The organism is bacterium (assembly GCA_021372615.1).
GTDB lineage: Bacteria > Armatimonadota > Zipacnadia > Zipacnadales > UBA11051 > JAJFUB01.
The window spans coordinates 15,818-28,968 of record JAJFUB010000110.1 but is presented as its reverse complement, the minus strand read 5'-3'; the positions used below and the strand labels follow the sequence as shown (position 1 = coordinate 28,968).

7 protein-coding genes are annotated in these 13,151 nt (G+C 68.8%); 1 reads left to right on the top strand and 6 read right to left on the bottom strand.

Annotated elements, in window-relative coordinates:
• Nucleotides 1-47: 47 nt before the first annotated feature.
• The gene (locus LLH23_16425) at nt 48-3,551 is read left to right on the top strand and encodes a DUF4091 domain-containing protein (GenBank protein ID MCE5240048.1); all 3,504 of its coding nucleotides are present in this window, start codon (nt 48-50) and stop codon (nt 3,549-3,551) included.
• A 22-nt stretch (nt 3,552-3,573) separates the two neighbouring features.
• On the opposite strand, the gene LLH23_16420 is transcribed toward LLH23_16425, so the two are convergent.
• The 6 genes from LLH23_16420 to LLH23_16395 all read right to left on the bottom strand — a co-directional run bounded on the left by LLH23_16420 (nt 3,574) and on the right by LLH23_16395 (nt 13,118).
• Nucleotides 3,574-4,995 carry a TolC family protein gene (locus tag LLH23_16420; GenBank protein ID MCE5240047.1) on the bottom strand — a complete coding sequence of 474 codons (1,422 nt, stop codon included), beginning with the start codon at nt 4,993-4,995 and terminating at the stop codon, nt 3,574-3,576.
• On the bottom strand, nt 4,995-8,150 hold the full coding sequence (locus LLH23_16415; GenBank protein ID MCE5240046.1) for an efflux RND transporter permease subunit: 3,156 nt from the start codon (nt 8,148-8,150) through the stop codon (nt 4,995-4,997). Before LLH23_16415 ends, LLH23_16420 begins: the two co-directional genes overlap by 1 nt.
• A 27-nt stretch (nt 8,151-8,177) precedes the next feature.
• Nucleotides 8,178-9,887, bottom strand: coding sequence for an efflux RND transporter periplasmic adaptor subunit (locus LLH23_16410; GenBank protein ID MCE5240045.1), 1,710 nt, complete (start codon nt 9,885-9,887; stop codon nt 8,178-8,180).
• A gap of 62 nt (nt 9,888-9,949) precedes the next feature.
• Entirely contained in the window at nt 9,950-11,890 is a 1,941-nt protein-coding gene (locus LLH23_16405; GenBank protein MCE5240044.1) for an ABC transporter ATP-binding protein/permease, read from the bottom strand.
• An 8-nt stretch (nt 11,891-11,898) separates the two neighbouring features.
• Nucleotides 11,899-12,393: a MarR family transcriptional regulator gene (locus tag LLH23_16400; protein MCE5240043.1), complete on the bottom strand. Its 495-nt coding sequence runs from the start codon at nt 12,391-12,393 to the stop codon at nt 11,899-11,901.
• A gap of 113 nt (nt 12,394-12,506) precedes the next feature.
• Nucleotides 12,507-13,118 carry a hypothetical protein gene (locus LLH23_16395; GenBank protein MCE5240042.1) on the bottom strand — a complete coding sequence of 204 codons (612 nt, stop codon included), beginning with the start codon at nt 13,116-13,118 and terminating at the stop codon, nt 12,507-12,509.
• Between the last annotated feature and the right edge of the window lie 33 nt (nt 13,119-13,151).

Genomic DNA, 13,151 nt, shown 5'->3' with positions numbered 1-13,151 from the left:
AAGAGAAGGGACCGGGGCGTCTGCACTCCCGGCGGAGGTGACGAACGATGTCGCGGAAGCTGATGTTGCTGTGCGCTGTGCTGCTCCTGGTAGGCGGGGGCGTCGCGATCGGGGCCGAAGAGAACCTCGGCGCGACCCCGCAGCTGCTCGCCAATGTGGGTTTCGAGCGCGGGGACGGGGAGCGGGCCGCCGACTGGGGCCTCTGGCCGCCCCACGGCGCCACCCCCGGCGTGAGTAGCCTGCGCGATGCCAACGTCCATCACTCCGGCCAGTACAGCGGCCGCCTGCGCATCACTGCTCCCGACTTCGCGGGCATCTGCACCTGGCACCACCCCGCCGTGCCCGTGGTTGCCGGGCAGGAACTTGTCCTGCAGTTCTGGGTGAAGGCCGAGAACGTCGTGGACCGCGCCGGGTGCGATGTGCAGCTCCGTCAGGGCCCCGACAAGATCGTCGGCAGCGCGGGGATGGCGAACGTGAAGGGCAGCTTCGACTGGAAGCTGATGACCCATCGCTTGGTCGTGCCCGAGGGCGCGGACCACCTCTGTGTCGTGCCGCTGCTGTACGGCAACGGCACGGTGTGGTGCGACGACTTCCGGCTCTATGGCACACCCTCGGCCAACGTGCCCCGTGCTGCCGCCCCGCCGCGAGTTGACGGGGACGGCAGTGACGCCTGTTGGGCCGGCGCCGCGACGCTGGAAGGGTTCGCCCTTAACGAGGGCGCCGGCTCGCCCGAGCGCCGGACGAGCGTGAAGGCGCTGTGCGACAGCCAGACGCTCTACTTCCTCTTTGACTGCGAGAAGCAGCCCGGCGACAAGCTGCGGGCCACCGTGAAGCAGCGGGACGGCGTGGTGTGGTCGGATGACGAGATCGAGGTCTTCGTCAACCCGCGCGGCAACTTCGGCGACTACTACCAGTTCATCGTCAACCCGCTGGGCACACGGTATGACTCTCACGGCACGGATGCCTCCTGGAACGCCGACTGGCAGGTGGCCACGCGGCAGACGCCGCAGCACTGGGTGGTCGAGATCGCCCTCCCGATCCGCAGCTTCGCCCTGGACCTGACCGTGGGGCGCGACTGGTGCGTGAACGTGGGGCGCGGGGACAAGCTGGCGAGTCAGGCCAGCTCGTGGTCGGCGGCCTTCGGCGGCTTCCACAATCCCGGCCGCTTCGGGCGGCTGCTGGGCCTGGACCTCGACCTGCTGCCATACTATCAGCAGGACGCCCGCACCCGCACCGTGGCTGTGCGCCAGGCATACGAGGCGACCGTTGCCGGCCTGGACCTGACCCACGCCCCGACGGCAGTGGCCGCGCCGGTGCAGGAGCGCATGCCCGCGATCACCGCCGCGTTGGCGCGCCTGGAGAAGCTGCTGGCCGACCCGAAAGGGGCCACTCCGCAGGACTGGGCACAGGTGCGGCCGGTCGCGGCCCAGCTGACTGCTGACATCGAGGCGCTCCGCGCCGCCAGCCTGCGCCTGCGGGCTTGGAGTACCTGGCGCGAGCCCGGCGCCGCCGAGCCCCGGTTCGGTCTCGCCACCGCCCCGGCGATGGTCAAGGTGCGGCGCGATGGCCAGGACTTCGGCGGCGAGGTCAGCCGCGAGCTGAACCTGTCGGCCGCGCGCAATGAGTACGAGAGCGGGCAGATCGTCGTCGTGTCGCTGTCGGGGGAGGAACTGACCGGCTGCCGCGCGAGCATCTCGCCGCTCACCGGCCCGAACGGGGCGACGCTGGGCCCCGAGTGCCTGCAGCTCAGCCTGGTCGGCTACATCACCACGGCGAAGCCGGGCTACGAGACGGCGTATGTCGGCGACTGGCCGGACCCGATCCTGCCCCTGCAGCCGTTCACCGTGGCGGCGGGGCAAGTCCAGCCGCTGTGGCTGCGCGCCTACGTGCCGCCAGGGACGCGGCCGGGGCTGTACCGGGGCGCCGTGACGGTCAGCGCGGGCGTCCAGGACAAGCGCATGGCCGTGCAACTGCGGGTCTTCGACTTCGAGTTGCCCCGGCGCCAGCACCTCGCCACCCCCTTCGGCTGCGCCCCGGGTACGCTCTCCCAGTGGTACACCGGCAGCAGCGACTACATGACCCACATGCCGCCCGAGGTGTGGAAGCGCTGGAACCGCTTCCTGCTCGACTACCGTATCACGCCGACCCACGTCGCCCGGGCCTATGTCAAGGAGGTGCGGCGGCCCGACGGCAGCGTGCAGTATGACTACAGCGTCACTGACGACTGCATGCGCGATGTGCTGGACCGCCTCCCGGCCGATGGCGTGGCCGTGGCGGGGATCGGCGACATCGGCTGGATGGTCAACCGTGGGGCCACGTGCCAGCCCGTGGACACGGACGCCCACACCGGCCGGCGCTCAGGCCGGGTGAGCTGGCCCAAGACGGACTCGTGGGCGGCGCTGGATCACGCCATGGACGGGAGGCTGCTGGCGGAGCGCGGCTGCCGGGCTTTCCGCTTCTGGGTCAAAGCCCTCGACCCCGCCGACGCGGGCGAGGAGATCGTCGCCTTCGTCAACTGCTTCCCGAACCGCTGGGTCACGACGTTCAAGGTCGGCGGCACGGACTGGCACGAGGTGCGGATTCCCGTCGAACAGTACCACCACAACACGACCGGCGCGAAGCTGGACCTGGCCGGCCTGCGCACCTGCAACGACTTCCAGTTCGTCATTAGCAAGAAGAGCCGCGCCGTCAGCTACCTGCTGGATGACATCGTGGCCGAGTGCGACGGCGGCGCGGTCGTGCTCGACGACTTCGAGGCGGAGTCTGAGGTGCGCCACATGCGGGAGAGCCTGGGGCAGCAGATACGCCACTTCCGCGACCGGGGCTGGCTGCAGTGGGGCCATGTCTACGCCAAGGACGAGATCCAGCCGGTGGAATACGCGCAGGTTCTGCCGCGGTACCGGCAGGCGCTGCAGGCCGTGCCTGATGCGCGGCTCATGCAGACGTACTATGTCAACCGCACGCCGCAGGAGCTGGTCGGCCTCATCAAGATCTGGTGCGCCATCACCTCGATCTATGACGAGGACTTCCTGAGCGCCCGGCGCCGAGCCGGGGAGAAGACATGGCTCTACGTGTGCTGCGGTCCCCATCCCCCGTACGCCAACTTCTTCATTGACCAGCCCGGCGTGGACCACCGCGTGCTCTTCTGGCAGGCCTGGCAGCGCCACTGCACCGGCCTCCTGTACTGGGAGACGGACTACTGGCATGGCATGATGCCGCCGACAGCCGAGGAGCCGCGCTGGCCCGCCGAGCCGTGGGACCAGACCAAGGTGGCGACCTACCGCGAGTTCAAGGTCAACGGGGATGGCTTCCTGATCTACCCGGGGCCGGACTGGACGCCGTGGCCATCGGTGCGGCTGGAGAACATCCGCGACGGCATCGAGGACTACGAGTATCTTTGCCTGCTGCGCGAGCGAGCGCCGCAAAGCAAGCTGCTGACAGTGGGGGAGGACATCTCGCGGGACTTCACACACTTCACGAAGGACCCGCGGGTGCTGCAGGAGCGGCGCCGGCAGATCGCGGCCGCGCTGGAGAGCGGCCGACGGCCCTAGCGCGCGGGCGAGGCCGCCCGCGCTACGGGGTAGTGCTTGCCGCTGGCGGCGCAGGGGCGGCGGCGGGAGCCTGGTCCGGCAGGTTCCGGCCGATGGCATGCTCCATGGCGGCCCGCGCCTGCTCCACCTCGGACCGCGTGTTCACCAGCGCCGTGTTGGCCTCGTCGAGCGCGGCCTGCGCATCGAGGACGTCTATGAAGACCCCCAGGCCGGAGCGGTAGCGGCCCTCGGCCAGGCGCAGAGCCTCCGTCGCATTGGCGACCTCGGCCTGCGCGGTGATGCTCCGCTGCTCGGCGGTGCGCAGGTCCAAGTAGGCCTCCGACACCTGCGCGACGATCTGCAGCCGTACCGACTCCACCTCGGCGGCGGCGATCTGCACGTTCGCCTCCGCCTCCTGGATGCGCCCCTTCGTCACACCGCCATCAATCGCGCTCCACGATACCCCCACGCCCAGCGTCACGAGCTGAATCTCGGGCGGGAAGTTGTCACCCTTGCGGCTCATGCCCAGGCTGCCGGTGACGACCGGCGAGTTGACCGTCCGCGCCGCCGCGGCCGCGCAACGGGCCGAGAGCAGCGAGGCATTCACCTGCGCCATCTCCGGGCGGGCGACCGTCGCCTCGTCCACGAGGTCCTGCACGGTGCGGGACAGGGGCGGGGTCTCGGCGCTGTCGGCAGGCACAAGCGGCGTGCGCGGATCCAGGCCGATCAGCTCCGCCAAGACCACCCGTGACTGCGAGGCCGTGTTGCGAGCCACCGTGAGTCCGTAGATCGCCGATGAGACGGCGGTCTGCGCGCGCACCACGTCATAGGGCAGACCCAGGCCGCTCTGCAGCCGGGCCTGCGCCAGCGCCAGGTGCTGCTGCTGGTTGCGCACATTGGTCTCGGCCACGCCGACCAAGCGCACATCTTGCAGGTACGTGTAGAAGGCGTGCTTCACGTCGAGCACCAGGTCCGCCTGCACTGTCGTGAGCACCGCCTGTGCGATGCTCTCCTGCGCTTGCGCCTGGCGGACGAGATCACGCGTGTGGTTGTAGTCGTAGACGAGTTGGCGGAGGGTCGCCGTCGCGGTGACGTTCGACGGAGCCCCACCGCTGCCCGAGCCGGCGCCATGCACCTCGGAGGCGTTCAGCCCGGCGGTGACCGCCAGTTGCATCTTCAGACCCGCCCGCGCCACCAGCGTCCGGCCCTGGGCGGCGCTGACACCAGCGGTGGCGGCGGCGATGGCGGGCTGGTGGTGCAGGGCCAGCGCCGCGGCCTCGGCGGCCGTGATTGGCGCCGTAGGCGTATCCGCCGACGGCGTGGCCGGGCCGGGCAACTCCACTGCCGGGGGCAACTGCACCTCCTCCAGCTTCGGCATGACCGGCGGGGTCGGCTGGGCGCCCGCGACCGACCAGACGAGCAGGCCGCATAGGTGCAGCGCCGCGAGAAGTGATCGCTTGTGCATCAGTCATCAGTTCCTAACGAGGCCTCAGGCGCGCTGTGGTTGCGCTTCTTCTGCAGGTACCCGGCGATGTCATCCAGCAGCGAGTACACGACCGGCACGACGAACAGCGTGAGCACGGTGGAGGTGGCCAGCCCGCCGATGACCGCTGTGGCCATCGGGGCCTGCACCTCGGCGCCCTCGCCAATGCCGGTGGCGATGGGCAGCATCCCCAGGATGGCGGCAGAGGCGGTCATGAGGATGGGCCGCAGACGGGTCGGGCCCGCCTGCAACAGGGCCTTGTCACGCGGCAGCCCCCGCGCCCGCAGCCGGTTCGTGTAGTCCACCAGCAGGATGCCGTTCTTGACGACGATGCCCACCAGCATCAGGGTGCCGATGAAGGCGGTCAGGCCGAAGGAGCGGCCCGTCAGGAACAGCCCCAGGGCCACGCCGGTAGCCGCCAGGGGCACCGTGAGCAGGATGGTGAAGGGGTGCAGGAAGGCCTCGAACTGCGAGGCGAGCAGCATGTAGATCAGGCCGATGGCCAGTATCACCGCCAGCCACAGTCCACCGAACTCCTCGGCGCGCTGCTTCTGGTGGGTGCCCCAGTCCCAGTAGTAGCCGCTGGGCATGGTCATGTCGGCAAGGGCCTTCTCGACATCAGCCTGGACCTCACCAGCCGAGCGGCCCTGCGGCGCGCCGCGCACCGAGATGTACCGCTGCCGGTTCAGGCGGGTGATCTGGCTGGGGCCGACGCCGTACTTGGCAGTCGCGACCTGGCTCAGCACGACCCCCGGCCCACCGCCGGAGGGCGTGACGATCAGGCTGAGCATGTCCTCGACCGTCTTGCGCCGGCGCTCGGGCACTTGCACGATGATCGGGTACTGGAAGCCGGCCTCCTGGTAGTAGCTGGCGATGCTGCCGTTGGTCGCCGTGTCAATCGTGTCGGCGATGTCGGAGAAGCTGCACCCGAGTTGGTTGGCCTTCTGCCGGTTCACCTGCCACTGGATCTCGGGCATGGCCTCATCCCAGTTGACATCCAGGTTCTCCAGGCCGGGGATGGTGCGGATGCGCGCCATCGCGTCGTCGGCCAACCGGGATAGCACGCTCAGGTCGTTCCCGAAGATGTTCACCTCGACGTTCTGCCCGCCGCCGGTCATCAGCATGGAGACCAGATCGTTCTGCTCCAGCCGGGCTGTCACGCCGGGCAGCACTGACAGCTTCCGCCGCAGTTGGCGGATGACGTCGAGGGTTGAGCTCTTCCGGTCGCGCTTGAGCTTCACGCTGAGCCCGCCCTGGAAGGGGGCTTGTGAGCCGCCGATGCCGGTCATGCGCACCCCGGTGCCGGCGGCGGCGAAGCCTGCCGCCACGTCCGGGTGGCTGAACACGATCTTCTCGGCCTGCTTGATGACGCGGTTCGTCGTCTCCAGCGAGGTGCCGATGGGCATCTTGATGCTGACGGTGAAGTCGCCACTGTCGGCCATCGGCATCAGCTCGCGGCCGATCTGCGTCATGAGGGGGATCGTCGCGAGGGTAATGCCCAGGGCCCCACCCACGACCCACAGACGGTGGTGCATCGCCCACTGCAGCCCGGCGCGATAGGTGGCGTCGAGCCCCTCGAACCACCGGCCCCACGTGCGGAAGATGCGCTGGCCGAGGGTCAGGTGCGGGCTGGTGCCGTTGAGGCTCTCGTGGTGCGCCTCGCCCGAGATCAGCCGCGTCGCCAGCATCGGCACCAGAGTGGCGGCTACCATGTAGGAGATGCCGAGCGAGAAGATGACTACCAGCGCGAACTGCATGTACATCTGCCCGGCCTGGCCCTTGATGAACACCAGCGGCAGGAACACGACCATGACCGTCCAGGTGGAGGCGAACACCGCGGACAGGATCTCGTTCGTCCCGTCCACTGCCGCGTCCCAGATGCCCTTGCGGTCGCGCTCGAGGTGGCGGAAGATGTTCTCGATGACCACGACCGCGTCATCCACGATCAGGCCGGTCGCCAGCGCCAGCCCGCCCAGGGACATGGTGTTGAGCGTGAAACCGCACAGGTACAGCAGCGTGAAGGTGGAGACGATGGCGACGGGGATGGAGAGGCCGACCACGATGGTGCTGCGGACATTGCGCAGGAAGAACAGCAGAATCATGATGGCCAGGAAGCCGCCGATGAGTGCGCTGATCTTCACGTCCTTGATGGAGTTGGCGATGTACTCGCCCTGGTTGTAGGACAGGCCGAATCTCAGGTTCGGGTAGAGCTGCTTGATGCGCTCGATCTTCTTGGCGACCTCGGTCGCGGTCTCGATGGTGTTGGCACCGCTCTGCTTGGCGACCACCAGGCCCACGGCCGGCTCCTGGTTGAAGCGGGAGTAGACGCGTGTCTCCTCGTGGCTGTCGCGGACCTCTGCAACCTCGCCGATGGTCACCTGCTGCCCGTTGACGGTCGCCACCGGCAGGCGGCGCAGCTCGTCGGGGCTCAGCAACCAGCCCAGGCTGCGGATCACGTATTCGGTCTTGCCCTGCTTGCCGATGCCCGCGGGGAGGTTCATGTTCTCCTGGGCGATGCGGCGGATGATGTCGTTGGCCGAGAGCTGGTGGGCTTGCAGGCGCGCGGGGTCCACATCCACGATGATGGCGCGCTCATCGCCACCGGTAACGCTCGCCGAGGCCACACCGTTGGCCGACTCCACGATGGGCACGATCTGGTTCTCGAAGATGGTCCGCAGTTTGACCAGGTCGCTCTCGCCGGTCACGCCATAGACCATGATGGGGAACTGGTTGGGGTCGAACTTGCGGATGATAGGGGTCTTCAGCGTGTCATCGGTCGGGAAGCTCTGCTTGGCGCGCTCGACCAGTTGCAGCACATCCACGGCCGCCTGCCCGATGTCCGTCCCCCACTGGAAGCGCACGCGCACCGAGCTGCTGCCCTCGGACGTGGTTGAGCTGACCTCGTACAGATTGGGCGCTGCCGACACCGCCTCCTCAATCGGCCGCGTCACCTGCGACTCGATCTCCTGCGGGGCCACATTAGGCCAGGTGGTGCTGACCGCGATGGTCGGCAGCGACACCTTGGGCAGCAGGTCCACCGGCAGGCGGAACAGGCACACCAGGCCCATGAGGGTGGGCGCCGCGACCAGCATGGTGATGGCGACGGGACGACTGACCGATATCCGCGCAATGTTCATGGGGGCTCTGGCTCTCGGTGTCTGGCGTCAGTGCGCAACCGGTTGGGGCAGGGCGCCTGTGGGCGCGGACGTCCCGGACGCGCCAGGCGTAGGCGCAGACGCCCCGGATGCGCCAGGCTCAGATGTCCCGGACGCGCCGGCTCTGCCTCTCCCCTCTCCCCGCCCGCCCTCGCCCGACTTGACGGTCTGGCCCTCTTTCAGCGGCACGGCGCACAGCGTCACGACTTGCTCGCCCGCCTGCAGGCCCTCGGTGATGGACACGTGGGTGGCATCTGCCAGGCCGGTCTTGACCGCCCGCCGATGGACCTTGCTCTCGGCGTCCACGACGTTGACGTACTGCCCGTCGGTGTCATTCTGCACCGCCTCGCGCGGGACGGCCACGGCCCCCACGACCTTCTCGGTCACGATGGAGACATGGGCGAACATGCCCGGGCGGAAGCTGCCGTCGGGGTTGTCCAGCGCCGCCCGCACGGTGAACTGCCGGGCCTCCGTATCGGCTGACGGGTTGATCTGCACCACGGTGGCGGCGAAGGTCTTGCCGGGCATGGTGTCGAGGGTCACATCCACGGACTGACCTGTTCTCATGCGGGCGCTGATGTCCGCCGGCGCCGAGACGCTGACCCACACGCGCTTGAAGAACTGCACCGTCAGCAGCGTCTGCCCGGGGGTAGCCATGCTACCCGGGTCGGCGGTGCGGCCAGTGACATAGCCGTCGAGCGGGGAGGTCAGCACGGTCTCGGCCCGCTGGGCTTTGGCGGCGGCCAGACTGGCCTGGGTGGCCGCCAGCGAGGCGCGCAACGCCGCCAGGCCCTGCTGGTAGGCGGGGTTCTGGGCGGTGTTGGCCTTGGCCATCTCCAGGGCCGCCTCGGCCTGCCGCACCTTCTGCCGGGCTGCTTCGATGTCGGCGGCGCCCTTGGTGCGCACGATCTTCACCTGCTGCTCGGCGGAGCGCTTCTGCGCCACCACCGACTCGCGCGCGCCCTGGGCCGACTGCAGTTGCCCCTGTGCCGCCTCCAGGGTCGCCTGCTCCACCGCCACCTCGGCCTTGGCGTCATCCACATCCTGCGCCGCGGTGAAGCCCTGCTTGTAGAGGTCCAGAATGCGGTTCAGCTTCGTGTGGGCGTTGTTGAGGGTCGCCTGGACGCGCTTGATGTCAGCCTTCGCGTTGGCGATGGCGGCGTCCGCGATGCCGATGCGCGCCTCGATGTCGGCCACATCGGCCTCAGCGGCGGCGATCTGCGAGGTGAGGTTCTGCTGCACCTGGTCATAGTCGGCCCGGGCGCTGGCTACCGCCGCCATCTGCTGCTTGATCTGCGTGGCGACGTTGACGGTGGTTGGCCCCTGGTTCAGTTGCGCCTGGGCCAGACGGTACTTCGCTTCGGCCACCGCCGCCTGGGCCCGCCGCACATCGGCCTCGACCTCCGAGCCATCCAGCCGCACCAGCACCTGTCCGCGGCCGACGCGGTCGCCCTCGTGGACCGTCAAGTACTCGATGCGCCCGCTGACCTTCGAGGAGATCTTCACGTTCAGCGGGGCCTCGAGGCTGCCGGTGGCGTCAAAGCGGGCGACCAGGTCGCGTAGCTCGGCCGCCGCCACGGTGACCTGCGGCACGGCGCCGGCACGCGCCGCTCGCTGCTTGGCCATCGCGGCCGCCTCGCCGCGCTTGACGGTCAGGCGCCAGGCGATCAGCGACCCAAGGATGAGCAGTGGCAGGATGATGACCAGGAGCCGTTTCATGGCGAGGAACCCTCTGGGCGGGCGCTGCAGCGCCGGCGCTGTGGCGCGAGTGCGCCTGGTGATCAGGGAACGGGTGTGTCTGCAGCCGGAGCGGGTGCGGCCGGAAGGCCCCCGGCGCGAGCGATGACCTTCGCGAACTGCTGGTGGTACAACGTCGCATACAGGCCGCCCGCCGCCAGTAGCTCGGCGTGCCGGCCGTGCTCCACGATCCGCCCCTCATCGAGGACGATGATCTGGTCGGCGCCCAGGATCGTGGACAGCCGGTGAGCGATGATGAGTGAGGTGCGGCCCTGCAACAGCGTCTCCAGCGCCTGCTGGATCAGGTACTCGCTGGTGGCGTCCAGATTGCTCGTCGCCTCATCCAGCACCAGGATGCGCGGGTCCTTCAGCAGTGCCCGGGCGATGGCGAGACGCTGCTTTTCGCCGCCCGAGAGGCGGAAACCTCGCTCGCCCACAATGGTGTCGTAGCCGTCGGGTAGAGCCATGACGAAGTCATGGATGTGGGCGGCGCGGGCGGCGGCCATGACCTGCTCCGCCGTGGCCTGCGGCCGGGCGTAGATCAGGTTATCGCGCACGCTGGCGTGGAACAGGAACGTGTCCTGCGTCACCGCCGCCATCTGCGCCCGCAGGCTGTCCTGGGTGGCTTCGCGCAGGTCGTGCCCGTCGAGCGTGATGCAGCCGCTCGTGGGGTCATACAGCCGCGGCAACAGATACGTGATCGTCGTCTTCCCCGCGCCGCTGGGTCCCACCAGCGCCACGCGCTGTCCGGGCCGGATGTGCAGGCTGATGTCCTTGAGCGCCCGCCGGTCGGCGCCGTCGCCGGGCGGGGCCTCGGGCTCCCCGTTGACCGTGGGCGCCGCCTGGCGCGGGTACTCGAAGCTCACATCCTCGAAGCGGATGTCGCCCTGCACGGGAGGCAGCACGACCGCGCCGGGGGCGTCGGCTACCTCGGGCTCCCGGTCCAGGTACTCGTAGATGCGCTCGAATACTGCCAGCGCTCCCTGCAGCGAGACGTAGACATCGGCCAACTGTCCCACGGGACGGTACAGGCTCGCCAGGTAGGCCACGAAGGCGATGATCGTGCCGACGGTGAGGGCGCCGTGGATGGCCTGCAAGCCGCCGTAGCAGTAGATCGCGGCCGGGCCCAGCACGCTGAAGATGGCCAGGCACATGAAGAGCCAGCGCCCGGCCATGGATTGGCGCACATTCAGGTCCATGACCTCACGGCTGTGCTGGGCGAAGGTGTCAGCTTCGCTCTCGGCCTGCCCGAACAGCTTGGTCAGCAGCATCCCGCCGATGTTCAGCCGCTCCTCCATGAAGGACACCAACTCGGCCTGCTGCTCCTGCGTGCGCCGCGATAGGTTCCGCCGAATGCGCCCGACGTAGCGGGTGGGCAGGTAGAAGGTCGGCACGATGACAATGGCCAGGAACGCCAGCCAGGCGTTCATCGAGAAGATGACGACCAGCGTGAAGGTGAGGGTGAAGAGGTTGCTGGCGATGGAGACGGGGGTGTTGGTGGCGACCTCCTGCACGGCCGCCACGTCGTTGTTGAGGCGGGAGACGATCTCGCCGGCGCGGGTCGTGGTGTAGAACCCCAGCGACTGGCGCTGCAAGTGCTGATAGAGCTGGTTGCGCAGGTCGAACATGAGGCCCTGCCCGACCCGCATCGTCAGGTAGTTTTGCAGCACGCCCAGCAGGCTGCTCACCACCGTCAGCCCGACCATGGCCCCGACCAGCAGGTACAGCAGGTGCGGGTCTTTGCCGGGGATGGCGTGGTCAAGAATGCCTCGCACCAGCAGGGGCGGCACGACCCCCAGGCCCGCCGCCACCGCCACACAGCCCAGAATGCAGACCCACCACCCGCGGTAGGGCCGGAACTGCCCCAGCACCCGGCGCACGAGTGGGCCGGTCAGCGGCACCGGCGGCACGTCCTCACGATCGGCCTGCCGCTGCAGGCCGAAGGTGCGCTGCATGCCGCCCAGGCTGCGCCAGGGCCCGCCCATCCCCCGCATCATCGCGGCGCCCCCGTCCCACACGGACGGTCCGCAGCGTCGGGGTCCACGCGGTCGGCGTGGGCCAACAGCCGTTCCAGCCCCGCAATCATCGCCCGTCGCTCCTCCGGCTCCAGGCACGCAAACAGCTCCGCAACACGCTTATCGAAGGCCGGTCGCACCTGGCGGTACAGCGCCTCCCCGGCCGGGGTGAACACGATCAACTGGGCGCGTCGGTCGTCAGGATGAGGCAGCCGCTGCACCAACCCCGCCTCATCGAGATTGTCCACGACGCCCGTGATATTACCCGGCGTCACGTGCAGCGCCTCGCTGATCTGTCCCGGCGTCAGGCCTGGGCCGCGCTGCTCGCCCAGCAGGCGGAACACGCGCCACTGTGGCCCGGTCAGGTCATGGGCCGCAAAGATCGGGCGGATGCTCTGTCGCAGGCGGAGGAAGGCGTTCAGCATGGCCTGCCACAGGTCGAGGGAGAGCTGCCGGTCGGTAGAGGTCGCCATGCCTTTATGATAGTCCTCAATTGTTTAGGTGTCAACTAATGTGCTCCGCAAGCAACCCGTCCGCCCCGCGCTGGTGCGGGACGGACGGTGAGGTGCTGCACGATGGCCAGTGGCTACTGCGCGGGCGGGGTAGCCGGCTTCTGCTGCTGCTGTTGCTGCTGCTTGGCCTGGGCCTCTTCGATGGCCCGGCGGGCCTTCATCATGGCCTGCTTCTGCTCGGGGGTCAGAATGCGCTCCAGCTCCGCGGCGAAGTTGGCCTTGATGCGGGCGTTCATGTCGGCCTGCACTGCTTCGGCGACCTTGGTGAAGGCGGCCTGCACCTTGTCAATCAGCTCCCGCTGCTGATCGGTGAAGACCGCGCGGGCGCGCGCCTGGAAGGCCAACTGCGCCTGCTGCAACGTGATGGTGGCGACGCGCCGCTGCTCGGGCGAGGTGCTGCTGTCCTGCAGCACCATCTGGGCCAGGATGGCCGCGGCGGACTCGAGGGTCTCGCGATAGGCCGCGGCGACCTGGTTGGCCTGCTCCTGGGTCAGCGACACCGTCGCGTCAATGCCCGGGGCGAAGTTGTTGACCTGCGGGGCCATGATCGTCAGTACGATCTGCCGCTGGGCGGGTTGCTGCTGTGCGGGGGCGCCCTGCGCAGCCGGCTGTTGCTGCGCTGACGCACAGACGCACAGCCACAGCGCGGCAGCGGCGAGCGACAGGGTTCTTGCGGTCCTTGTCATGAGTCACATCACTCCAGGTTTGAGCGGCGTGGT

Coding starts and splice junctions, on each gene's coding strand:
- LLH23_16405 (MCE5240044.1), bottom strand. CDS start 11,890: ATGGGCGGGCCCTGGCGCAGCCTGGGCGGCATGCAGCGCACCTTCGGC.
- LLH23_16415 (MCE5240046.1), bottom strand. CDS start 8,150: ATGAACATTGCGCGGATATCGGTCAGTCGTCCCGTCGCCATCACCATG.
- LLH23_16395 (MCE5240042.1), bottom strand. CDS start 13,118: ATGACAAGGACCGCAAGAACCCTGTCGCTCGCCGCTGCCGCGCTGTGG.
- LLH23_16425 (MCE5240048.1), top strand. CDS start 48: ATGTCGCGGAAGCTGATGTTGCTGTGCGCTGTGCTGCTCCTGGTAGGC.
- LLH23_16420 (MCE5240047.1), bottom strand. CDS start 4,995: ATGCACAAGCGATCACTTCTCGCGGCGCTGCACCTATGCGGCCTGCTC.
- LLH23_16410 (MCE5240045.1), bottom strand. CDS start 9,887: ATGAAACGGCTCCTGGTCATCATCCTGCCACTGCTCATCCTTGGGTCG.
- LLH23_16400 (MCE5240043.1), bottom strand. CDS start 12,393: ATGGCGACCTCTACCGACCGGCAGCTCTCCCTCGACCTGTGGCAGGCC.